Origin of the sequence: Nonlabens xylanidelens (genome assembly GCF_002934445.1) — a bacterium.
In the GTDB taxonomy this organism is placed as follows: Bacteria; Bacteroidota; Bacteroidia; order Flavobacteriales; family Flavobacteriaceae; genus Nonlabens; species Nonlabens xylanidelens.
On record NZ_PTJE01000005.1, the window covers coordinates 169,313 to 193,272 of the forward strand.

The 23,960-nt window shown below is 34.7% G+C and carries 25 protein-coding genes; 7 read left to right on the plus strand and 18 right to left on the minus strand.

Translation table 11 applies throughout. The annotated features are described in order from the left end of the window. Positions 1 to 125 precede the first annotated feature (125 nt). From scpA to udk, 6 genes are all read right to left on the minus strand, one after another. Positions 126 to 2,252 carry a methylmalonyl-CoA mutase gene (scpA, locus tag LY01_RS11335; protein ID WP_104515970.1) on the minus strand — a complete coding sequence of 709 codons (2,127 nt, stop codon included), beginning with the start codon at positions 2,250 to 2,252 and terminating at the stop codon, positions 126 to 128. Then, positions 2,245 to 2,652 carry a hypothetical protein gene (locus tag LY01_RS11340; RefSeq protein ID WP_146080421.1) on the minus strand — a complete coding sequence of 136 codons (408 nt, stop codon included), beginning with the start codon at positions 2,650 to 2,652 and terminating at the stop codon, positions 2,245 to 2,247. Before LY01_RS11340 ends, scpA begins: the two co-directional genes overlap by 8 nt. Before the next feature lie 49 nt (positions 2,653 to 2,701). Further along, positions 2,702 to 3,124: a hypothetical protein gene (locus tag LY01_RS11345; RefSeq protein WP_146080422.1), complete on the minus strand. Its 423-nt coding sequence runs from the start codon at positions 3,122 to 3,124 to the stop codon at positions 2,702 to 2,704. A 125-nt stretch (positions 3,125 to 3,249) separates the two neighbouring features. Next, complete coding sequence (locus LY01_RS11350) at positions 3,250 to 4,629, minus strand: methylmalonyl-CoA mutase subunit beta (RefSeq protein ID WP_104515973.1); 1,380 nt, start codon at positions 4,627 to 4,629, stop codon at positions 3,250 to 3,252. Then, positions 4,622 to 4,957: an FtsB family cell division protein gene (locus LY01_RS11355; protein WP_104515974.1), complete on the minus strand. Its 336-nt coding sequence runs from the start codon at positions 4,955 to 4,957 to the stop codon at positions 4,622 to 4,624. The genes LY01_RS11350 and LY01_RS11355 overlap by 8 nt, the downstream gene beginning before the upstream one ends. 18 nt (positions 4,958 to 4,975) lie before the next feature. Continuing rightward, on the minus strand, positions 4,976 to 5,584 hold the full coding sequence (gene udk, locus LY01_RS11360) for a uridine kinase (protein WP_104515975.1): 609 nt from the start codon (positions 5,582 to 5,584) through the stop codon (positions 4,976 to 4,978). Positions 5,585 to 5,756: 172 nt separating this feature from the next. Between udk and ung the strand changes: the two genes are divergently transcribed. Together ung and LY01_RS11370 are read left to right on the plus strand one after the other, a co-directional pair. Next, on the plus strand, positions 5,757 to 6,422 hold the full coding sequence (gene ung / locus LY01_RS11365) for a uracil-DNA glycosylase (RefSeq protein WP_104515976.1): 666 nt from the start codon (positions 5,757 to 5,759) through the stop codon (positions 6,420 to 6,422). A 199-nt stretch (positions 6,423 to 6,621) separates the two neighbouring features. Further along, positions 6,622 to 7,689, plus strand: a complete 1,068-nt coding sequence (locus tag LY01_RS11370) for a methyltransferase (protein WP_104515977.1) — start codon at positions 6,622 to 6,624, stop codon at positions 7,687 to 7,689. Positions 7,690 to 7,708: 19 nt separating this feature from the next. Here the strand turns inward: LY01_RS11370 and LY01_RS11375 are convergent, their stop codons facing one another. Then, positions 7,709 to 7,924: a hypothetical protein gene (locus LY01_RS11375; RefSeq protein WP_104515978.1), complete on the minus strand. Its 216-nt coding sequence runs from the start codon at positions 7,922 to 7,924 to the stop codon at positions 7,709 to 7,711. 137 nt (positions 7,925 to 8,061) lie between these two features. Then, positions 8,062 to 8,925 carry a sigma-70 family RNA polymerase sigma factor gene (locus tag LY01_RS11380; protein WP_101014111.1) on the minus strand — a complete coding sequence of 288 codons (864 nt, stop codon included), beginning with the start codon at positions 8,923 to 8,925 and terminating at the stop codon, positions 8,062 to 8,064. Between the two features lie 329 nt (positions 8,926 to 9,254). On the opposite strand from LY01_RS11380, the gene LY01_RS11385 reads away from it, so the two are divergent. After that, positions 9,255 to 9,938: a DUF2490 domain-containing protein gene (locus tag LY01_RS11385; protein ID WP_104515979.1), complete on the plus strand. Its 684-nt coding sequence runs from the start codon at positions 9,255 to 9,257 to the stop codon at positions 9,936 to 9,938. 81 nt (positions 9,939 to 10,019) lie between these two features. Here LY01_RS11385 and LY01_RS11390 read toward each other — a convergent pair whose 3' ends face one another. The 5 genes from LY01_RS11390 to LY01_RS11410 form a co-directional block, all read right to left on the minus strand. Further along, a complete protein-coding gene (locus LY01_RS11390) occupies positions 10,020 to 10,451 on the minus strand; it encodes a hypothetical protein (protein ID WP_104515980.1) in 432 nt (143 codons plus the stop codon). After that, on the minus strand, positions 10,448 to 10,828 hold the full coding sequence (locus tag LY01_RS11395) for a DoxX family protein (RefSeq protein ID WP_104515981.1): 381 nt from the start codon (positions 10,826 to 10,828) through the stop codon (positions 10,448 to 10,450). Before LY01_RS11395 ends, LY01_RS11390 begins: the two co-directional genes overlap by 4 nt. Continuing rightward, the gene (locus LY01_RS11400) at positions 10,813 to 11,196 is read right to left on the minus strand and encodes an alkyl hydroperoxide reductase (protein ID WP_104515982.1); all 384 of its coding nucleotides are present in this window, start codon (positions 11,194 to 11,196) and stop codon (positions 10,813 to 10,815) included. Before LY01_RS11400 ends, LY01_RS11395 begins: the two co-directional genes overlap by 16 nt. 119 nt (positions 11,197 to 11,315) lie before the next feature. Then, a complete protein-coding gene (locus LY01_RS11405; RefSeq protein ID WP_104515983.1) occupies positions 11,316 to 12,434 on the minus strand; it encodes a GNAT family N-acetyltransferase in 1,119 nt (372 codons plus the stop codon). 3 nt (positions 12,435 to 12,437) lie between these two features. Continuing rightward, on the minus strand, positions 12,438 to 13,418 hold the full coding sequence (locus tag LY01_RS11410) for a transporter (protein ID WP_170034612.1): 981 nt from the start codon (positions 13,416 to 13,418) through the stop codon (positions 12,438 to 12,440). Between the two features lie 83 nt (positions 13,419 to 13,501). On the opposite strand from LY01_RS11410, the gene LY01_RS11415 reads away from it, so the two are divergent. Genes LY01_RS11415 through LY01_RS11430 form a run of 4 tightly spaced genes read left to right on the plus strand, consistent with a single transcriptional unit; the run spans position 13,502 to position 19,011 of the window. After that, entirely contained in the window at positions 13,502 to 13,771 is a 270-nt protein-coding gene (locus tag LY01_RS11415) for a DUF4834 family protein (RefSeq protein WP_170034614.1), read from the plus strand. Positions 13,772 to 13,800: 29 nt separating this feature from the next. Beyond that, entirely contained in the window at positions 13,801 to 16,269 is a 2,469-nt protein-coding gene (locus LY01_RS11420; RefSeq protein ID WP_104515985.1) for a YfhO family protein, read from the plus strand. A 4-nt stretch (positions 16,270 to 16,273) separates the two neighbouring features. Further along, complete coding sequence (locus LY01_RS11425) at positions 16,274 to 17,569, plus strand: glycosyltransferase family protein (RefSeq protein ID WP_104516004.1); 1,296 nt, start codon at positions 16,274 to 16,276, stop codon at positions 17,567 to 17,569. Then, a complete protein-coding gene (locus tag LY01_RS11430; protein WP_104515986.1) occupies positions 17,560 to 19,011 on the plus strand; it encodes an oligosaccharide flippase family protein in 1,452 nt (483 codons plus the stop codon). Before LY01_RS11425 ends, LY01_RS11430 begins: the two co-directional genes overlap by 10 nt. A 48-nt stretch (positions 19,012 to 19,059) precedes the next feature. On the opposite strand, the gene LY01_RS11435 is transcribed toward LY01_RS11430, so the two are convergent. The 5 genes from LY01_RS11435 to LY01_RS15030 form a co-directional block, all read right to left on the minus strand. Beyond that, positions 19,060 to 20,289, minus strand: a complete 1,230-nt coding sequence (locus LY01_RS11435) for a hypothetical protein (protein ID WP_104515987.1) — start codon at positions 20,287 to 20,289, stop codon at positions 19,060 to 19,062. A 225-nt stretch (positions 20,290 to 20,514) separates the two neighbouring features. Then, the gene (locus tag LY01_RS11440) at positions 20,515 to 21,165 is read right to left on the minus strand and encodes a hypothetical protein (RefSeq protein WP_104515988.1); all 651 of its coding nucleotides are present in this window, start codon (positions 21,163 to 21,165) and stop codon (positions 20,515 to 20,517) included. A 76-nt stretch (positions 21,166 to 21,241) separates the two neighbouring features. Further along, positions 21,242 to 22,705, minus strand: coding sequence for an FAD-dependent oxidoreductase (locus LY01_RS11445; RefSeq protein WP_245890706.1), 1,464 nt, complete (start codon positions 22,703 to 22,705; stop codon positions 21,242 to 21,244). A gap of 139 nt (positions 22,706 to 22,844) precedes the next feature. Continuing rightward, complete coding sequence (locus tag LY01_RS11450) at positions 22,845 to 23,318, minus strand: hypothetical protein (RefSeq protein ID WP_104515989.1); 474 nt, start codon at positions 23,316 to 23,318, stop codon at positions 22,845 to 22,847. A 90-nt stretch (positions 23,319 to 23,408) separates the two neighbouring features. Next, positions 23,409 to 23,783, minus strand: a complete 375-nt coding sequence (locus LY01_RS15030) for a hypothetical protein (protein ID WP_146080423.1) — start codon at positions 23,781 to 23,783, stop codon at positions 23,409 to 23,411. Positions 23,784 to 23,960 lie beyond the last annotated feature (177 nt).

A 23,960-nucleotide genomic window follows, 5' to 3' on the forward strand; every position in this document is an offset into this window, starting at 1 on the left:
TTATTTAATATCCAGAATTTAATAATGCTTGTTATATCAATCCAAAAAGCCAAGCATAACACCTGGCTTTTCAATAATTTGATGATCTATTGGTCTAAAAATTTCAATGTTGTTTTTTATGAGAATTATTCTTCTGGCATCAATAATCCTAAAATATCAATTGCTGCCTCACTAATTTTAGTTCCAGGGCCGAAGACTGCGGCTACTCCAGCATCAAAGAGAAACTGATAATCTTTTCTCGGTATAACGCCACCAACTACTATCATGATGTCCTCACGGCCATATTTATTAAGCTCTTCCATTACTTGCGGCACAAGTGTTTTGTGACCTGCTGCAAGAGAAGAAACACCCAAAACGTGTACATCGTTTTCTACGGCTTGTTTAGCTGCTTCTGCTGGTGTTTGAAACAATGGACCTATATCTACGTCAAAACCTACATCTGCATAACCAGTAGCGACTACTTTGGCGCCTCGATCGTGTCCGTCTTGTCCCATTTTTGCGATCATTATTCTAGGTCTACGTCCTTCGATTTTGGCAAATTGGTCTGCTAGTTGTTGCGCTTTCGCGAAAGCGGAATCATTCATAATCTCTTTCTTATATACTCCTTGTACACTTTTTATAGTCGCTCTATAACGACCGTAAACCTCTTCTAAAGCATCTGAAATTTCGCCTAGTGTAGCTCGTTCTCTTGCCGCATTTACAGCAAGTTCTAGTAAATTACCTTCTTTAGTTCTAGCGCAATTTGTCAGCGCTTTTAAAGCTTTTTCTACTTTTTGAGTGTCTCTCGTGGCTTTAATATCGGTTAACCTATCGATTTGCTCAATACGTACTGCGGCGTTATCTACCTCTAGAGTGTCTATGTTATCCTCGTCTGGGCTAGGATATTTATTCACTCCTACAATGGTATCTATTCCAGAATCTATACGTGCTTGTTTCTTTGCAGCGGCTTCTTCTATGCGCATTTTAGGAATTCCTGCCTCTATGGCTTTGGTCATTCCACCTAGTTCTTCTACTTCTTCAATAAGTTCCCAAGCCTTATCAGCAATTTGATCTGTAAGGGATTCTACATAATAAGAACCTGCCCATGGATCTACGGTTTTTGTAATACCAGTTTCTTCTTGTAAAAATAACTGTGTATTTCTAGCTATACGTGCACTGAAATCCGTAGGTAAAGCAATTGCCTCATCGAGTGCATTAGTATGTAAACTTTGTGTACCACCGAATGCGGCTGCACTAGCCTCAATAGCAGTTCTAGCCACGTTGTTAAATGGATCTTGCTCTGTAAGTGACCAACCAGATGTCTGACAGTGTGTTCTTAATGCAAGAGATTTGGCATTTTTAGGCTTAAATTGTTTGATCATTTTTGCCCAAAGCATACGTGCTGCACGCATTTTGGCAATTTCCATGAAATGATTCATTCCTATTGCCCAAAAGAAAGATAGGCGAGGAGCAAAGGTATCGATGTCCATTCCTGCAGCTAGTCCTTTGCGTACATATTCTAGACCATCTGCAAGTGTGTAGGCTAGTTCTATATCACTAGTCGCGCCTGCTTCATACATGTGGTAACCAGATATAGAAATCGAGTTGAACTTAGGCATGTGTTTACTTGTGTACTCAAAAATATCTGAGATAATTTGCATACTAGGAGTAGGCGGATAGATATAGGTGTTACGTACCATGAATTCTTTAAGAATATCATTTTGTATCGTACCACTCAACAGTTTTTGATCCACACCTTGTTCCATTGCTGCAACTATGTAGAATGCCATGATAGGTAAAACCGCACCATTCATGGTCATAGAAACCGACATTTTATCTAGCGGAATAGAGTCAAAAAGGATTTTCATATCCTCAACACTATCTATGGCAACACCTGCTTTTCCTACATCACCTACCACACGATCGTGGTCACTGTCATAACCTCTATGCGTTGCCAGGTCAAAGGCTACAGAAAGTCCTTTCTGTCCAGCAGCGAGATTACGTTTATAAAAAGCATTAGATTCTGTCGCACTAGAAAAACCTGCATACTGTCTTACTGTCCAAGGTCTACGCACGTACATAGTAGAATAAGGTCCACGCAAGTTGGGTGCTATACCAGCTACAAAATCGAGATGTTCCAGATTTTCAACATCTTCTTTTGTGTATTCTTTTTTTATAGAAATCCCTTCAGATGTTTCATAAACAGCGGTTTCTGATCGCTTAGTATGAAAATCGTAGTTAGGTTTTATGTTGGAGATGTCTTTTCTACTCATTTCGTATTTTTTCTAATTCAACTTTTGAAAAATCAAATAATTCTCTATTTTTTTTAGCTAAAATTAATTCTGAAGGAATCATGTCTTTAGATTTGTAAAATCTTAGCATATTTCCTTCGACTCGATAAAAGCTAGCATTTAAATTCGTAAAAGATTCTTTTTGAATTAGTGAACCATCACTTTCAAATTCCCACTCTAAATTATAATAAAAAATATCATCTAACATTTGTGAATCAAATGCAGAAGGTGAATTATTTAAGGTTATGTTTTTTACCTTCCATTTACCAATGATAGTATTCGAGTCCAATTTTGAAGAGCATGAAGTACATAGGAAACAAAAAATCAAAGCCGTTTTCAATAGGGTAGAGTTAATTCTACTCTTAGGGAAATATTTATTCATAGGTGCGGACTTAAGTCCGCACCTATGAATAAATGATGTAAGCTCGATTTTATTCATTTTTGAGTCTTATCAAAGTTACTTGCGCATTTTCTTGTTTTCCATCACTTATGGATTGCAGCGTCATGTTATCTTTATCTATTTCTATAATTTGAAACTTTACCAATGGTTTCATATCTTGATTAGAATTAGGGTTTCTTAGGAAAAGTTGTAGCTCTTTATCTTTACTAATATTATAAAATCTGGCTTGTGGCCAGGTTCTGAATTCGCTTGAAATGGTCAATTCTCTTTTTAGTTGAAATTGATACACATCTGTTTCATGGAAATGAGTTTTTATGAGTCCTTCATTTCCTCTTCTTGGAATGTTTATGATGCCTTCTTGAGAGTCCACATGTATAATGCTGGTTACTTTCCAGTTACCAATAAGTGTTTCGTCGGGACTTTGAGGGTTACAAGAAGTCATTATCAAAAACATAAAAAGAAACACTATGTTCCAAAGGGCAGCATTAATTCTCCCTTTTGGAAATAAAAAATCACAGGTATCTATAGGTGCGGACTTAAGTCCGCATCTGTGAATACATATTTGTGAGTTAAAAGACATTACAACTTCTTGATTTCACTCTTTTCCAGCTCTTCTGTAATTCTTTTGGTAACGATAGGTTGGATCAATGTTTTACGAGGCTCAATTTTTCTAAAAGGTAATATTTCGTACTCTTTTTGTAAAGGTAATGCCGCATTAGGATGCTTATTTGCTCCTATAAGAACACGTTTTCCTGTATTGAAATCTTCTTGCTCTTGTTGTGCACTTTCCTTGATCTTACGCTGTATAGTGCCATCAAAAAGGGACTGTGTAAAACCACCTGCGTTCTCTATATCTTTAAAAATGTCAAGTGCTTTTTCTACCAGTTGCTTGGTAATGGTATCAATGTAGTAAGAACCGTCAGCTGCATTTCCTATTTGATTAAGATAAGCCTCATCTTTTAGAATTCTCAACTGATTGCGTGCTATGCGATCTCCAAATTCATTTTCTTTGTTAAAAAATGTATCATATGGAATGTTGCATAAAGTGTCTGCACCACCTAAAATTGCGCTCATACACTCGGTAGTTGTGCGCAGCATGTTCACATTATAATCCATTAAGGATTTATTGCGCAGGCTAGGAGTTGCCGTAATATAACAACCTAAATCGATTGCGTAAACATCTCCCAAAGTTTTGGTTAAAATGCGATAGGCACGATATTTTGCGATCTCAAAAAAGTAATTGCTACCTATAACCGTGTCTATGTTGATTCTTTTTCCCGCTTTCGCGAAAGCGGATAGCGTACCACCTTCATTTAAATGATTTAAATACTCGTTAAGATGAGCTGTAAAATAAGCTAGTTCTTGAGTAATGGTAGCACCAGCTTGTTGATAGGTAGATGTGTTAATAGTGATATTTGAGAAATAGCCATCAAACTTATCAAGAAATGAATCTAAGTTTTTATAATCATGATTTTTATTCTTAAACCAGTTTCCATCACTCGCTAATTGATGAATGATATCTATGTGAACATAAGCATGCGGTGCAATTTGATGAATGGATTTTATATAATCCAGGTCAAAAAATTGAGTGTGAATCTGTACACCTACTTTAGGTAGATCTTTAAACAATAGAGTAGGATCTATGCTAGGATTAGGAATGATAAATATAATTCCTTCACCACCACGATTTAATATATCTAGAGCTTTTTTATTTGCAGCTGCAGCATTACCAGCATATACTTTTTGAGATATATACCAGTCATTAGTCTGTGTAGAACGATTAGTGATATTAATATCTGGCGCACTCTCGCTATGATAAAAAGGCTTTATATGAATACCTTCTCTGGTAGCGGTAATAAGAGTTTCATTATAGTCTGCACCTTTAAGGTCCATCTGGATTTTCTGTTTCCACTGTGCTTCAGAAACAGCATCAAAATCTTTAAAAAGTTCTTTACTCATTTTCTTCAGTTTTTACAGAATCTGCGTGTTGAATGATGAATACTTCTTCATTTTCGCGCTTCATTAAATAACGTTCTCTAGCATATTTTTCTAGCCCCAAGCTATCTTGTAGTGAAGCTATTTTTGCCTTATCACGAGCAATACCTTTCCTATAGAAATCGGCATTTTCTTGTTTTTCGGCAAGTTGCTTGTCTATCTCTCTATGAGATGTCATCCATGCATTTGCATCTAGAAAACATATCCAGATGGCAAAGAAGATGGTGATGAGTGTGTATTTATTACTAAAAAACCTCCACCACGGATTAGCTTTTAATTTTTTTAATCCCATAAGTGGAAATTTAAGAAATTATCCTAGCTTTTGATCGATAATAGTACGCAAGATTTTAACACCTACGGTATTAAATCTATTTGTAGGTATAATCACGTCTGCATAGGCTTTAGTGATTTCTATAAACTGTTGGTGCATAGGTTTTAACGTCGTTTGGTAACGTTCTAAGACTTCATTAAGATCACGACCACGGTCTGCAATATCACGTTTTAATCTTCTAATCAATCGCTCATCGCTATCACAGTCTATGTATACTTTTATATCAAATAACTTGCGTATGCGCGGCATGGTAAGTATAAGAATACCTTCTACGATAACTACTTTACTAGGTGCTGTTTTTATGGTCTCACCAGTACGATTGTGCTCCACAAAGCTATAAACTGGTTGGTCTATAGTATTACCTTTTTTTAATTCTAGCAGGTGTTTTTCTAAAAGATCAAAGTCTATGCTTTCTGGATGATCAAAGTTGATTTGTGTGCGTTCTTCATATGTAAGATCGCTAGTATCTTTATAATAAGAATCTTGAGATATTACGGTTACTTCGTGATCAGGGTATTCATGTACCATTTGTTCTACCACTGTAGTTTTACCGCTACCTGTTCCACCGGCAATTCCTAATATAAGCATGAGATATTTTTGTTTTTGCAAAAGTACGGATTTAGGTTTGAGTTTCTAGCTTTTGATTTGTGCAGCTGTTGTTTTAGTTTCTTCTTTATGATCTATACTAAATGGAAAGTAATTGAATAGCACAGGTATAATTTATATTAGGTATTTCTAACTTTACAAAAAAAAAGAATTCATGAAAATGCAAATGGAGTCCACATGGAAAGAGGTATTGCTAGACGATTTAAGTCAACCTTATTATGAAGAATTGAAAAGCTTTGTTAGTGAGGCTTATAAGCGATATACTTGCTACCCACCAGAGGACAAAATTTTTGCCGCTCTTAATCGTACTCCGTTTGATAAGATAAAAGTGGTTATCATAGGTCAAGACCCATATCATGGTGCTGGACAAGGAAATGGTCTTTGCTTTTCAGTTTCTGATGGGGTAAAACACCCACCTAGTTTGATCAATATTTTTAAGGAAATAGCAACAGATTTAGATAAGCCATATCCAGATTCTGGTAATCTAGAACACTGGGCAGATCAAGGTGTGTTGCTTTTAAATGCAGTGCTTACTGTAGAAGAAGGTAAGGCTGGAAGCCACCAAAAAAAGGGTTGGGAGAAATTTACAGATGCTATTATTAAAAAAATATCTCAAGAACGTAAAGATGTCGTGTTTCTATTATGGGGTGGATTTGCTAAAGGAAAAGCAAAACTCATAGATAAGAATGCGCATCTTATACTAGAAAGCGGTCATCCATCACCGTTAAGTGCAAACCGTGGGTACTGGTTTGGGAATAGACACTTTTCAAAGACTAATGAATATTTAAAAGAAAAAGGAATGGAACCAATTATATGGTAAAATCTTGTGCCCTAATTAATAGTAAATAGACTTTTATAAAGATCTTGTCCTACAGCTAGGAGAAACCACTATACAAGTTTTTAATAGACTACTTTTATCCTCATACATACGACTGAATAACAAAGTAATTTTTTACTCTTTTAATATGAGTTTCTTTGTTTTTTTAATGGTGTAAAACTTTAAAAATCAAAACTATATAATGATTAAAGATATTCAATTAAACAAGCCAGAAGCTATAGATGTAACAGAAAGACCTGCATTTTATAATGCAGATTCTAATCTAGTTACTACCATGAACAACTTAGAAGAAGGCAAAGTAGTTTTAATAAGGTCATTTTATAGTAACGGTTTACATTTACTTAAGGAATTGCATACGCATCTTAAAAAGAAGTTACCTAATAAAACATACCAAGAACAGCAAGTATATCGCGATACCTATCGCAAATTATCTAACCTTATTTTATTAGAAATAGTAGATAATAAGTTAGAAGTTGCAAAGGCGCCATCCATAGGTTGGTTAGAAAAACTGTACCCTGAGATTCAAAATTTTCATCTTACTTTACCACAAGTTCAAGGACTTAACAGTTCATGGCAGTGGTATAAAAAAGGAATTTCTATACCTGTATTGCGCAACAAAATACATCCTTTTTATGGTGTTTATTTTCCAACAAGATTTGAGCATCTAGAAGTTTTTGATAATTACTTAAAACGTTATGAAGGTCCTAAAAAAGCTGCTATGGATGTAGGAGTAGGCTCTGGAGTTTTATCACTACAAATGGTAAAGCACGGTTTTCAAAAAGTATATGGTACAGATGTTAATCCTAACGCTATAGTAGGTCTTACGGAGTTTATGGGAGAGACTAAACTATCACGTAAGATAGAATTAGACTACGCACCGCTTTTTGGTAAATTTGATACACCTGTAGAACTTATTGTTTTTAATCCGCCGTGGTTACCGGCAGATAAAGATGTCGATGGTATAGATGAAGCTATTTATTATCCTGAAGAAATGTTTCCAGCGTTTTTTGAGGCTGCAAAAGAACGTCTATTACCTGATGGTAAATTGGTTATTATATTTTCTAACCTGGCTCAAATTACTAATGTTACAACCGAGCAGCCTATAGAGAATGAAATAGCAAATAAAGATAGATTTGAACTAGAGAGAACTTTTAAAAAGAGAGTTAACTCTGCGTCAGAAAAAACAAAACGTAATCCACACTGGAGAGATTTAGAAGAAGTAGAGCTTTGGGAGCTGAAGCTTAAATAGATTCTCCAATTTTAAAAGGCTATTTAATCTTGCGTTGTTCATCTTCAGTGCGAGTAAAATACCAATAGATTACATAAAATATACTAAAAACGCCTGCTATAAATGCCCATAGTAGGCTTCTATTTCTGGTCCAAGAACAAACAACTGCCATAGAAGAGAAAATGGCTGTACCTGTAGATATTCCTGTAGAATAATTAGTTGAAATAGCTTCATGTAGGGTAGTTAGTAATATCATAGTGTTAGTTTGTAATAATCATTAAATATAAAATTGTATTTATTATAAATAACTATTAAAATTCTAATGTAAAATAATTGCATAAAAAAAGCACCACAATAAAGTGGTGCTTTTGATACTTATTTTAAGATAGAGGACTATCCTAAATATGATTTAAGGATCTTACTTCTTGAATTCTGACGTAATCTTTTGATACCTTTTTCTTTAATCTGGCGCACGCGCTCACGAGTTAAATCAAAAGTTTCACCGATTTCTTCCAGACTCATAGGTTGTTGATTACCGATACCGAAGTAAAGAGAAATCACGTCTGCTTCTTTTTGAGAAAGAGTTTCTAACGCACGAGTAATCTCTAGAGTAAGAGATTCATGCATTAATTCTCTATCAGGGTTAGGCGACTCACCACTACGTACAACGTCGTAAAGGTTAGAAGTTTCACCTTCTTTAAGAGGCGCATCCATCGATACGTGACGACCTGCATTCTTAAGAGATTGTTTCACATCACTTACCGTCATGTCCAGTTCTTTTGCAAGTTCTTCTGGAGATGGAGGACGCTCATGCAATTGCTCAAGATGAGAAAAAGCCTTATTAATCTTGTTAATGGATCCAATCTTATTTAATGGAAGACGCACGATACGTGACTGCTCTGCTAGTGCTTGTAAGATGGACTGTCTAATCCACCATACCGCGTAGGAGATGAATTTAAAACCACGAGTCTCATCAAATCTTTTTGCAGCCTTTACGAGTCCGGCATTACCTTCATTAATAAGATCTGGAAGCTTAAGCCCTTGATTTTGATACTGTTTTGCAACAGAAACCACAAAACGTAAATTTGCAGTGGTCAACTTCTCAAGAGCTCTCTGATCACCTTTCTTAATGCGCTGTGCTAGTTCTACTTCTTCCTCTGCAGTGATTAGATCAATTTTAGAGATATCTTGTAGGTACTTATCAAGCGATTTTGATTCACGGTTTGTAACCTGTTTGGTGATTTTGAGTTGTCTCATTTAGATAATAAAGATTAAAAAATTAATGACCTGACAGCTTTTGTCAGATGTTAATAGTATAGCAAAAATCATACCAAAAGCGTTTTTTATGACACCTTATCAGGCTAGTAATACTGTGACTTGTGCTACAATTTATTAGTCGTTACAAGTACATTTTTGTTACACTATTTATAGCTAGCTAGTAGTAAAATGTTGGGTTAATTGATCTTACTACTAGTGTAATAAGGAGGTGTGGAGATAAGTTGTTTAAAAAATAAAGTATACTATTTGTTAAAATAGTCGTGATTTAATAAGTAAAATTATATTTTGTCCTAACTCAAAAAACTTTTATGAAATTATCACACGTCATTCTATTTTTTATTTTGTCATGTTTTTACTGTCAGTCACAGATAGTAGTTAGTGAAACCGGTTTATGGTCGCAGTACATTTATAAAAAAGCATTTAATGAAAAGTGGGCTATAGCTGGTGATTTTCAATACCGCACTTATGAAGTAGGTAACGATTTCCAGCAGTTTATCGCTCGAGCAGCAATTTCTTATCAGCCTGAAAACACGGCGATAGATTTTCAAGCTGGTTATGGTTATTTTACAGGACAACCATTTGGCATAAGCGATACTTCTACGACAGAGCATAGATTACATCAAGATCTTTGGTTTTCTAGTAAGGTAAGTAACCGTTTTGAACTTAAACATCGCTTGAGAATAGAAGAACGTTTCATTGAAAATCAAGATTTTAGATCAAGATTGCGTTATACTTTATTTCTTAATGTTCCACTTAATAATAAAACCATAGTTGACAACACCTTTTACGTTGCCTTATGGAATGAGATTTTCATTAATGGACAGACAGATACCGGTACTGGAACTGTAGAATATTTTGATAGAAACTGGGCATTTGCTGGTTTGGGTTATAAATTAAACTCAGCTCTTAAATTTCAAGCAGGATATATGCGAGAAGTAACGCCAGGAATAAGTAAGGGACAGGTAGTTCTTACTGTATTTCATAGTTTGTAATATATGGTTATTAGTAATAGGTGTTCCGCTTTCGCGAAAGCGGAATTAACAACATTCCAGTGCTTAAATTAAGTATTCTAACTAGTTCAAATACTTACATATATGTATGACGTTGAACATAAATATAGAGCAGAATAGAATTACACGCACCCAGTTGTATTTAACAAGTTTAGTCTGGATATCACGATCTGTACTGTCGAGATCTATTTTTTCATGAAGAGAAATAAATACCAGCATAGTTAACAGCCAGTTGGTGGCTATTAACAATAAATCTATGATCTCAAAGAGGGAATAAGTCTGTTGAGTGACCATTATATAAACAGATAAGCCTAGTTGGGCAACCATTAAAGGAGCAACAATAGAAGTGATTTTACGAGTATATAAAGGATGCCATACAGATAGTTTCTCGCTTGTGTAGTGTAAAAAACTAGGGTAAATAATGATCTGTACCATCCAGATAAGTACGACTAGACCAAAATCTATCAGTAATTTAGTGAGAATTATAGCATTCATATTTTAGTAATTTTATAGGCCCAATAAATTAGAATAGGGTGAATGATTAGTAATCTAGACCAGCCTATCCATGAAGGTATGCATAAATCTCCAGCACAACTGCCATTAAGTAAAAAGTAAACGTGTGAAATAATGAAGGCTAGTAGCATAGCGATAGTTAAATAACCTGCCATTTTTCTAGTTTTAAAAAACACCGCCATGGAAGCCACTATTAATTCTGCAATACCTGCTATGTAGTTAATAAGCAATTTATTACCTAGCCAGTCAGGAATGACCTCTAGGTAGATATCTGGCTTTATAAAATGCATGATTCCTGCAACTAGATAAACAGCTATAAATGTAAACAGTGATAGTTTATGTATTATTTGAGTTGCCATTTATAATCGGTATGAACTCTTTTAAGTATTAGGAAGAATGGTATCCACCATATAAAATCGTTAGTTATTAAGGTGTAAATAAACTCAAATGGTACAATGTCTTGCGCATAATTAAATATAAACCCTAACGGGCCAAATATTTTACCTAAGAATCCTACAGCTACTATAGGCCAGTGTTTCATAGGGTTATAACTAGCCCACCAGTAACCTAGTCCATAAACACCTATTACCATTCCCATGCCTTGCCACACCATAGGATGATTAAGCGGTTCCATACCTACTATTTCAAAGAAATGATTTGGGAATAATATAACCCAAGCTCCCCAAATAAGATTATAAACGGCAGCAAGTTTTAAGGTAAATTTCATTTGTTCTTTATGTGGTAAGTCTGCAGTGATAGGATATCATTACAAACATTTTCTATCTATTAGAAATAGATTATTTAAAGAAACTTACCTATAAATAAATGGATGATTAAAAGTATGTTTTACAAATTTTTACGATAGGTTCTTCTTCTTTTATGAAGAATAGGATTATAGTTTTTCCAAGATGCTTGGACCGCCATGTTATCTTCTAACTCTGGATTAGTCTCACATTTTGAAATACCATAATTCATGAAGTTCTGAGTGATGTTTCTAAACATCATCGCCGTAACTCCTTTACCTTGATATTCTGGATCGATACCTATTAGATAGAATGCCGCCTCTGTATTTTTCTTTTTAGCTTTTAATAAATGTAAAAAACCAAATGGGAATAATTTTCCATTTGCTTTTTGAAGTGCCTTAGAAAAAGAAGGCATCGTTATGGCAAATCCTACTAGCTTATCATCCTGATCTGTTACTAATTCTATGAAATCAGGATTTATAAAGGGTAAGTATTTATCTTTATAGAGCTCTATTTGATACTGTTGTATAGGTACAAATGTTACGAGGTTACTGTATGTTTTATTAAGTAAATCAAACATCGCGTCTACATAGGGTAAAATCTCTTTAGTTGTTTTAAAACGTAAAGATTTAAGATCATATTTACGAGCGATAATATCTGCAAAGCGGTTTATTTTATCGGGAATAGGGTTGGGTGGTTTAAATTTAAATTCCACCCATTCGGCAGCTTTTTCATAACCTAATTGTTCTAGATGTTCCATGTAATAAGAGTGGTTGTACCAGGTAATCATTGTACTCACCTCATCAAAACCTTTGATAAGCATTCCAGCCTTATCCATATTAGAAAAGCCTACAGGACCTTCTGTAAATTCTAATTTTTGTTCTCTACCTAACTCGTCTACTTTATTAAGAAGCGCTCTAGTAACTTCTATGTCGTCTATCATGTCCAGCCATCCAAAACGCATTTTAGATTTTTTCTGTTCATTAATTTCTATATGATTAATTAATGCTGCAACGCGACCTACGATTTTATGGTCTTTATAAGCTAGAAACATCCAGCACTCTGCATTTTTGAAAACCTGATTTTTATCACGATCAAAAATATCAATTTCGTCTTTTATAATAGGTGGGACAAAATAGGCATTGTCCTTATAAAGGTCCAGTGGAAATTGGACAAACTTTTTTATGTCTTTCTTAGACTCAATTTTACGTACTTCAATCATAATTTATATTCCGCCTTCTTCTTCAAGATTGAGCTTATTCTTCTTTTTACCTTTTTTATTTTTCTTACCGCTACCTTGACCATTTGAAGTCTGCTTGATAGGAGAGTCCTTGTGAAAATCAAGTCGGTAAGACATTCCTACATTTACTTGAAAGACACTAGGTGTATCCTTAAAGTTCAACGTACCACTAGCATCTATTTGCCAGTCTTTGTTTACTAAATAAGCAACACCACCACGCGCTAGATCATCACTATAAAAGTCAGATTTGATCCCTTGATATTCTGCAAAGATCGCCCATTTATTATTTACACTGTGCGTCATGGTTAAGAACAACTGATAAGAAGGGAAGTCGGTACTTATTCTATCTGCTACTATATTAGTTACAAATACCCAACGACCCCAGTTATTTTGAGTTATTAATTCTATTCTAGGTGATACAGTAGGGTCATTAGGCGGGACTAATGGGTTAGTAGTACTACCAAAATTTAAATTTGCTCCTGCATAAATAGATACAGCAGGAATAAGGTCTTTCCAGTTCAGTCTATTGTTTGCTTTCCAGCTTAATAAATTCACTTTTTTTTCACCAAAGAATTTAAGCGGATCAAAAACAAGGTATTTAGCACCTAACGTACTTCTAGAAAAATTAGAAAATGAGGTTTCTGAAGATACAGAACCATTAAAATCTGTTTGATCTACTGTCGCATAATTACCTATGTAAGAAAACTCAAGACGTTCAAGAAAAGCCCCATAGCGCAATTGAAAATTTGCTCCTATATGATCTCGGTCATAACGCTGTAAATCATGTTCTTCTGTTCTATAATATAAAGAGCCTTCAACTTGTGCAACACCTTTACCTACCGCAAATGCTCCCTGCGATCTTCCAGGACTATTTGTGTTTATTGTTTCTGTATATTGAGCATTTGCAAATTGAGTTGTAACAAAAAGCAATATGAGTAGACCAATACTTTTAAATGTGTGATTCATATATCATTATTCTAGATCAAATTTAATATTTCTTATAGAGTATCATGGATTAGACATATTATTTTTACATAAAAGATTATCATTTGGAATTTTTACAGACAGTATTAATCATATTAATAGTTCTAGTTGCCATAAGGTTATTATGGAAAGCATTTGGGAAAACGGTGCTTAAATGGCTAGGAATGAAAGCGATGCAGCGCGTTCAAAAGAGTTTTGAAAAACGTACTGGGTTCAATACGGGACAGAATCCTTTTCAGACGCAACAATCAACTTCTACTCAAAAATCAACACCGTTAAAATCAAATGAAAAGAAAAAGGTAGGTGAGTACATCGACTTTGAGGAAATTGATTAATTTTCCTAATTCATTTATTTAACGTCTTCATGAAGTTTGATTTTAAGAAATTATTGCCACATCTAGCTGTATTTGTGGTGTTTATTATTGCTGCACTTGCATATTTCCATCCTGTTTTAAGTGGTAAAAAAGTGTATCAAAACGACATAGTTCAGTATAAAGGTAACGCTAGGCAGCTTATCGATCATCGAGCAGAGACTGGTGAAGAGCTTTATTGGACAGATGCTGTTTTTGGCGGGATGCCTACTTATCAGTTAGGAGCGCGTTATGATTATGATTTTATCGATAGTCTAGATAGAACGATAAGATTCCTACCTCGCCCAGCAGATTATCTGTTTTTATACTTTGCGTCCTTTTATGTGCTTATGCTAGTAATGCGTGTAGATTGGAAAATAGGATTACTGGGAGCGCTTGCTTTTGGTTTTTCCACATACCTCATCATTATTCTCGGTGTAGGACATAATGCAAAAGCACATGCAATAGCATATTTCCCGCTAGTGCTAAGTGGAATTATTTTAGTTTTTCAAAAACGTTACCTATTAGGTTTCATAGTTACCGCACTGGCTATGGCTCTAGAATTACAGGCTAACCATCCACAAATGACTTATTATTTGTTACTAGCCGTAATAATTCTAGGTATCGCATATTTTATAGATGCAATTAATAAAAAAGTAGTGCCTCATTACTTTAAATCCATAGGTATTATGACCGCAGCTGTAGTTCTTGCACTGGGAACAAATGCTGGTAATTTACTTGCTACAAGTGAATATTCAAAAGAAAGTACTCGTGGAGCTTCAAATATTACGGTTAACGCTCAAGGCGAAAACGTGGAAGTTAAAGAAGGTCTGGACTATGATTATATCACCGATTACAGTTATGGACTGTCAGAAAGTTTTAACCTTATTCTGCCTCGTTTTGCAGGTGGTGGTAGTGGTGATGCTTATGAAGAAGATAGCAATAGCCGTCAACAGTTATTAAAAATAGATCCGTCTTCATTAAATGAAGAAGAAATGGGATACTTAAATCAGTTGGTATCTTTAAGTCAGCGCAAGTACTGGGGTGACCAGGCAATTGTAGAAGCTCCTGCCTATCTAGGTGTTAGCGTTGTTTTTCTTGCTTTACTTTCTTTATTTTTAATAAAAGGAAGATTAAAATGGTGGACACTTACCGCTATTGTTCTAACCTTACTACTTTCTTATGGTAAGAATTTAAGTTGGCTTACAGAGTTTTTTATCGATTACGTTCCATTTTACAATAAATTTAGAGCCGTTACATCTATTCAAGTAATTATAGAAATGTGCGTACCTATTCTAGCAGCTATAGGGTTGTGGCAATTCTTTAATGAGAAGACTGCTATTGATAAAAAACGCAAAGCTTTACTTTATGCAGGAGGTGGCTTTGCAGGTGTATTAGTTGTTATCGCTTTGTTAGGTTCTTTCTTATTTAACCTTACAGGACCTTATGACGAGTATTTACTAGATTTCCCACAATTAGGTGCTCGATATGTAGACGCTTTAAAAGCAGACCGTTTTGCTATGATCCAAAGCGATGCTTTAAAAGCATTACTTTATGTAGGTATTATTTGTGGTGCTTTATATTTATTACTGTCTGATAAAATAAAAGAAACCGTTGTATTAGTAATTTGTGGTGTGGTTATATTATTTGACCTGATCAGTTTTGATACACAATATGTAAATGATGATGATTATGTGTCTGCTAGAGAGTATGCTTTACCTTTCTTAAAGACAGAGGCAGACGATTTAGTCCTTAAGGATAAATCACATTTTAGAGTTTACGACCAGTTAGCAGATCCTGTTAATAGTGGTAGGGCAGCTTACTTTCACAATGCAATGGGTGGATATCATGGAGCAAAACCTCGCAGATTTCAAGATCTGATAAATTTTTATTTTGCCGGTCAGGAAGGAATTACTCGCGAGCAACTAGAAATCCTGGGTATGTTTAATACAAAGTATATTCTAGGCCAAAACGCAAATGGTACCGTAGCTCAACAAAATCCTATTTTATCAGGTAATGCATGGTTTGTTACAGATGTTAAAGTCGTAAAAGATCAAAATCAAGAGATCTTATCTATTAAAGAATTAAATGCAGATTCTCTTGCAATAATTACTGCAGATCAAAAAGAACTAATAGGACTTAAAACTATAAGTAAAGATTCTACAGCATCTATAGAATTAACAAATTATAAAACTGAAGAGCTTACTTACACTAGTACGAACACTCAGGCTGGTCTTGCTGTGTTTTCAGAGATGTATTACCCTCATGGCTGGATAGCGACTATAGATGGAAAAGAAGCACCTATTGCACGTGTTAACTATGCATTGAGAGGACTGTCAGTTCCTGCAGGACAACATGAGATAGTTTTCAAGTTTGTACCTAGTGTAGTTAAAACAGGATCTACCATTATGTTGATCAGTAATATTCTATTATTACTCGTTATCTTAGGTGGATTATTTATCGCCTTAAAAAAGAAAATTTAAGTTGTTGAAAAAGCCTGTATTGATTATAAGTTATTACTGGCCTCCAGCAGGTGGACCAGGTGTGCAACGATGGTTAAAGTTTGCAAAATACCTACCTGAAAATGGGTATGACGTAACCGTTGTTGTTCCTGAAAATCCAGATTATCCTGTCTTGGACACTTCTCTTATGGAAGAAGTTCCTAAATCTATTCATCTCATAAAGGTTAAAATTAAAGAGCCTAGTAGGATGGCAGGTAAGCTTTCGCGAAAGCGTACTAAAAACCTACAACGCGGTATTTTAAAGAAAGACGCTGGCATTTTAGAACGTGCTATGGTGTGGATGCGTGGTAATTTATTTGTTCCAGATGCACGAGTAGGATGGAAACACCGTGTTCTAAAAGATATAGAGCCTTATTTAACAAATAATCCTACAGCTACTGTTATTACTACAGGACCGCCGCATTCTGTGCATTTAATAGGTTTAGAATTAAAGTCTCTTGTGCCTTCTGTAAAATGGCTGGCAGACTTCCGTGATCCATGGACCACTATAGGTTATCATAAAGATCTTAAATTAGGTAAACGTGCACAAAAACGTCATGTAGATTTAGAAAAAGAGGTGTTAAACACTGCAGATTTATTAATAGTAACTAGCCCGCATACAGGTAAAGAATTTAAAAGTAAAACATCACGACCTATACAGTTGATTACAAACGGATTTGATATCTTACCTAATATGCAGATGCGACAGCCAGAAGGTAAATTTGTACTATCTCACATAGGTACTTTATTATCAGATCGCAATCCGCAATTATTATGGGAATCATTACAGGAATTATGTAAAGAATCAACCGATTTTGCTGCAGATTTTCAATTACAATTGGCTGGTAATATAAGTGATGAAATTCTAGAGAGCCTTACTTATTTTAAATTAGATACTTATGTAGATAATAAAGGTTATGTGTCTCATGAAGAGTCTGTTGCGCTTATGTTTAAAGCTCAAGCCTTGTTGCTTATAGAAATAAACTCTGAAGAGACTAAAGCGATTTTACCAGGTAAGATATTTGAATATTTTGCGAGTCGCAGACCTATCATTGCAATAGGACCTAAAGAGGCAGATATAGAGCTGTTAATAACAGATACACATTCTGGGGAATTCTTTAATTACCAGCAAAAAACGGCTCTTAAGAAACACATTATCCATCTATATGATCTCTATAAAAAGGGAACTAATGATGGAAACTCTAACGATTTAATAGATCGATATAAAAGATCTTATTTAACTAAAATCCTTGCTAAAACCATAGACTACGTATGGGAATAGTCATTAAACAGTCAGGATGGAATCTCGTTATAACAGGCTTAGGCTTCGTGTTAGGTGCTTTGAATGTTTTAATTCTAGCACAGGTATATCTCTCTGACGATTATTATGGATTATGGAATTATGTACTGTCCTCGGCATTTTTGTATTTTCCATTAATGTCATTTGGTATTCATAATACCATTGTAAAATATTATTCTAGCTATTCTACAAAGCAGGAGCGCGATGCCTTTTTAACGCAAATGCTGTTGTGGCCATTATTTATCATTGTACCTGTTTTAGTTCTTATTTATATAGCGCAAGAACCTATTGCAACATTTATTTCTGACAAAAACATCATTACCGGTAAATACTTGTGGTGCATACCGTTAGTGTCTATTTTTCAAGCTTATTTTGAGATCTTTTATGCTTGGGTAAAAGTACATATGAAGACTGTGACAGGTAATTTTCTCAAAGAAGTATTCTATCGTGCTGCGGCTACGGTAACACTCTTATTACTCGCTACAGATGTCATTAATCAGCATCAGTTTATTTATAGTCTTGTTGTTATATATGCGTTGCGAGCGTTGTTAATGAAGATCATTGCGCTTAAAACCTATATGCCTCATTTTAGATTAAGTAAAATAGTCAATAGAGTTCAAGTTTTAAATTACTGTATTTATATGATTATCGCAGGTTCTATATCTACGGCTTTAATAGATCTAGATAAATTTATGCTGAATCAATATGTTGCTATTGATAAAATAGGGTTTTACGGTATAGCCGTTTTTATTGCTACGGTAATAGCTGTCCCAGCTCGTGGTATGGCGCAAATTACACATCCATTAACGGCAGGACATTTTAATAGAAATGAAATGAATCAAGTGCAAACTCTTTATAAAAGAAGTTCACTTAACCTGACCATTATAGCAGGATTTCTATTAGTGATTATAACATGTAATCTTAATGAGTTTTATGAGTTAATGCAGCCAGAAACACGTGTTGCCATTCCAGTTGTTTTTTTAATTGCGATAACAAAGTTTTCTGAAAATGTTTTAGGTAGTAATAATGCGATTCTTTATAACAGTGACTTGTATAAAGTGACGCTTTGGATGGGACTGGTGTTAACCTTTGTGGCGATAGGACTGAATTGGATTCTTATTCCAGAATTTGGTTTAATAGGTGCTGCTATTGCTACTTGTGTGGCTTATTTGTGTTACGCTTTCGCGAAAGCGTACTACGTTTACTACAAATTAGACATGCATCCATGGACCGCAAAAACGTGGAGTTCTTTACTCATGATTGCAATAATTATTGGGTTGTTTTATTTCTGGGATTTTCCATGGAATCCGTATATAAATATTGCGGTTAAATCTATAATAATTGGGACCACATATTTGATAACTACTTATAAATTACATCTTTCTACAGAAATCAATCATATTATAGAAAAATACATACCATAAAAAAATCCGATCATTATGATCGGATTTTTGTGTTTATATAAGTTTATTTTATCCTCTTCGGGCGCTTCTAGAACTTGTACTGCGACTAGTTTTTTTATTAGAAGAGCTGGTAGATCTCGTACTTCTAGCTTGTGTGTTTCTAGAAGAAGTACCTCGTGAAGTAGCTCTACTATTTGTACTGCGAGTAGAACGTGTACTTACTGTATTTCTACTAGGTGTAGATCGAGTGGTAGTTGCTCTACTAGTTCGTGCAGGAGCAGTCGCTCTAACGGTACGGCTTCTATTACTAGTCGTTGCTGTTGTGCTGCGAGTAGTTCTATTACTTCTAGGAGTAGCAGTGGTAGATCTAGTCGTACTTCTGTTAGAAATAGCTCTAGTGTTTGCAGGTCTAGAAGTTCTAGTCGTTGCTCTATTAGATCTACTGTTGCTTGTGGTATTGCGACGTGTAGCAACTCTAGTAGAAGTAGCAACATTTCTACCACGAGTGGTTCTAGTTACCTGACTTCTACCTGTAGAGATAGACTGTCTATTTCTATTTACTCTATTGTTTACAGCTACAGCTCTACCACGAGAATTGCGACGTCCTCTTTCAAAACTTCTATAAGTCACTCTATCATTAGGTCTGTAGAAACTTCTACGTGCGTTTGCTCTTCCATAACGACCATTATAATAGGTAGGCGTGTTCCAGTAATTTACATGATATGACCATGCATAACGAATAGGGAAATAAGATGCTCTATAAGGTGTGTTATAAATCACACATCTGTTTACCACCGGTACACGGTAATAATTGTGCCATGGTTGATACACATAACGTCTATTATAAGAATTGATGTAACCGTCGTAGTAATTAATTACTCCTGGGCTACTATAATAAACTCTTAAATCACCTAGACGATTAATGAATCCATTGTTATAGTAAATATCTACAGTACCTATTTGATTTACGCGACCATAAGAATCATAGTAAATAGGGATTTCTTCTATTTGAATTACAGCTCCATAAGAATCGTACTGTACATAACGGTCATAATCATATCCTGAATTAAAAGAAACTTGAACGTTTCCTGTATTCACAAATACATTGACACCACTTCTATCTTGCAAATAATTGAAATCAAACTGACCGTCTGGAAAAACAGCAAACTCGATTCCATCTTGATTAAAAATAAAGTTCTTACTGTAATTACGGTAGCGTGTGTCGTCCTCTGAATTTTCGGCACTTGAGAATCCTAATCCTAGGATAAAAACAAGTGTTAGGGTAAATAGCTTTTTCATAATTTATAGTATTAATATCAGTAATTATGTCTACCGATGTTATATACTAATCAACCAGCGTGCCAAAAGTATAAACGCCTCGTTTTACCACCTATGTAATAAGTAGGATTTTAGATATAAACACTTTAAATTCAGTGTAATAAAAAACACCTGCTTTATAAAGCAGGTGTTGTATAAGTTAGTTTACATTAAAATAATATGTATAATTTATTGCTTTAAAATAAATTATTTAAAGCTCAGGTATTTTATTTTAGATGTTAACGGAGCATCATATACTTCGTTAATTCCATGATTTACATTTAGCGTAAAAACTACATTATCTACAGTTACTGTAACTCTAGATTCTACCTCGCTACCCATAGCTTTTGCATTGGGATAAACGCTTAATAAATCTGCATAAGTATTACCTATTCCTATCATTTTAGGTGGTGTAGCATTTTTATGAGTTAGTGCAATGTCGGTAACCTGGTCAGCAGTATAATAAATGTCTACCATAGGAAAACCACTTTTAGTAATCTGGTAAATAGGAATTTGCCCATCTCCAGATACTTTAATAGTCGGTTCCATATTCTGATTTGCTTTAATATTTACATTTTGCAATTCTTCTAGGTTCATTTCTGGTTTTAAACCTTCTAGCTCTATGTATTTCAAAGCTTCTAGGCCGTTAAAAGCAATTAAATCTTGTGCTATTGCTGGAGTAGATTTAGTTTTATCCACCACGGTTACGTTACCACTTGATTTTACACTAGTTTTTACATTGCGTGTATTTGATGGTATCATATGAGAAGAATCACCGGTAGTAGTAGGTGCTTTTGTATCTTCTTTACAACTAGAAATTGCAAAAATAACGGCTATTAAAACGATTAACTTTTTCATAATTGAGTATTAGTTAAGTCAAATCTACAATTAGTCCACGGTTATAACCTACACTTTAAGAAAGAAATAGCTAGTTCTATTCTTCCGTTTCTTTTCTTTTAAGAATACGTCCTCTAGGTTCATCTCCTTTGTGTAAAACTACATCAGAGTGTAAGAATTGAGCTGCCTGAGCAGAATCTTTTACTTTGCTAGCTGTGCGTTCTAACATAGCCTTTTCAAAATCATTAAGAACAGCATCTCTTAATCCTGTTTCTTTCCAGTTAGATTGTGGACGGCAGCCTATAGATATGGCACGTGCTAGTGATAATGCATCTAGTAACGCCTGGTTTGCTCCCTGACCCTTAAAAGGACTCATAGGGTGCGCTGCATCACCTATAAGTGTCGTGTCGTGATTATTTTTTAATTCTTCTGGATCGAGTAAAGATCTATCATAGACAGGATAACCAGAAATTTGTGATTCTTGTGTAGCATTCATTATTTCTGGAATAGGTGAGTGCCATTGTGTTCTCAATATAGCTTCCTTTTTAAGAGCTGCAGGACCTAATTTACTTAGTTTTTTAGCATTATTTTCTGACATTGGGAAACTAAGTTGCCACATGATCGTGTCAGATGAGAATGGCATCATGTATATGCGTTCTTTTCCATTTGCTGTTTGAAATACAGTAGCATTATCTAACAAATCATGTTCTAAACCATTAAGACTACTTAGTGGACAGATACCTAAAATAACAATACAATCTAGATAACGCAATGGAGTAGGAGCGTGACCTATTAACAGTTTGCGCGTGGTACTACGTATACCGTCTGCTCCCACGACTAAGTCGGCAGTTTTTATTATCTCTTCTCCATTTACTAGAAAGTTAAGATCTATAGCATCATTTTTATTTCTTTTAAAACCTATTAATTGGTGTCCCCAGGTGACCTTATTATCACCGCCCAATTGATCGAGTAATTCTTGACGTAAAGACTGTCGCGCGATATGTACGTTAGTCCGTTTTGAATAGGTGTTTTCTTTGCTATCTAGCCATTTTCTGATTCCCCATTCTCCTATGACAGTGCCATCTGGTGTGTGTACTATATGTTTAGTAGATGTAATTCCTTCTTTTAAACGAGTAATACCTAAGCCTTCTATAGCTTTACTAGCTTGTTGTAAAGTAAGGCCATAACCTTGTGAACGTTCATTAAAACTAGCATCACGTTCATACAGAGTAAAAGGAATACCGCGATGCAAGCAGGCTACAGCAAGTGCTGTACCACCTATACCACCACCTATAATAGCGACATGTGGATAGTTATCTACAGCGGCAACAGGAAATGAGTCTGCGGGAAGGAGTCCTTTTCCTTCACAACTTAAACAGTTGTATTGGTGTGCTTTAGGTCTCTCAGGTGCAGGACCGGTATTATTTGATTTTTCAAATTGTTCTACGGCTCTTAGATAACTTAAACGCATTTTTTTGCGCAATCTTCTGCTTTTTTTTCCACGACCTAAACAGTCTGGACAGCTGGTCCATGCAGTGCTATTATGTTGCTCGTTTTTCAATTCTAATGATCATAAATGAGGTGTAAAGATAAAAAAGCTGATAGAATCAAGGGTTAGATTCTACCAGCTAGATCAACTGTAAGTTGTAAAAGAGTTCATACCACTCTTTTATTTAACTTATTTTATAAAGTCAAAGTTGTTATAACAAGTTACTTACCTTTTTTTTCCAGGTAGTAGCTAGAGCAATTTCTCCATTTAATTGAGAACTTATATCTTCATTATACAACTCAAACTCTTCTATTTTAGAACCTTGTCTAGGTGTAAAAACTAGCGCGACACGTTGCACAACCTCATAACTAGAGCTGTCGTTTTTAATACGATTAGTATTCTTTTTTACCTCACAAGATTTTATGTCGTTAAGATCTATTTGTTGAAATAACTCTTTGTCCTTTGTTTTATGATAGCAATATATTTTATTGAGGCTATCTAGTCCCAGAGCAAAGTCGTTGTGAACAACATAATCTACTAGGGTTGCACGATTTTTTGCAATGTGTTGTTGCAAGGTTTCTTTAAGGTGTTTTTCTCTTTTTTTAGTTGCGCTGCTTATGATTACAAATGGTGTAATACAAACGATTAATAATATAGCGATAACCATAATCATTCCTGTATCCATGATATTTTTTTTTGATAATGTGTATAGTGAGTTGACATGATTTTTTAAAAACCATGCGCATTTTAATTAAATAAGTAAATCACTAATTAATTACCAGAAAGAATGAAAGGGAAATATAATATCCTTAATAAAGGAATGATGAATAAATATGTAATCGTACTTTATAGTTTTACTACCTTGATTTAAAGTAAGGTAGCTACTTCTATTAAGTAATCCAGTGGTATGGAAATAATAATGATCTGTAGTTAATCGCGATCTTTCTGGAGCAGATAAATGCACGACAGATGCCACATTTGCTCCTATAAATAGATGGTGATGGTAACTAGATGCAGCTTGTACTGTAGCGGTGTCCTCTATGGGATACTCGATTAAATGATCAGAAAACGTTACATTTCCAGCACTAACGGATACTATAAAAAGTACCGATATGACTATGAAATTAATGAAATGTTGAATCGTTTTCAAAATAAAATAAATGCTTGATTATAAACTTTTTACCTATAGAAAATAGTGTTTTCTAACAGAACAACAAATGAATAACAAAATCTGATATAGAAAATGGAATTTTAGTTAAATTATTCCCATGTTTCAAATTCTTTTGAGAATGAGATTGCTGGTTCTGGTATGTTTTATTTTTAAGAT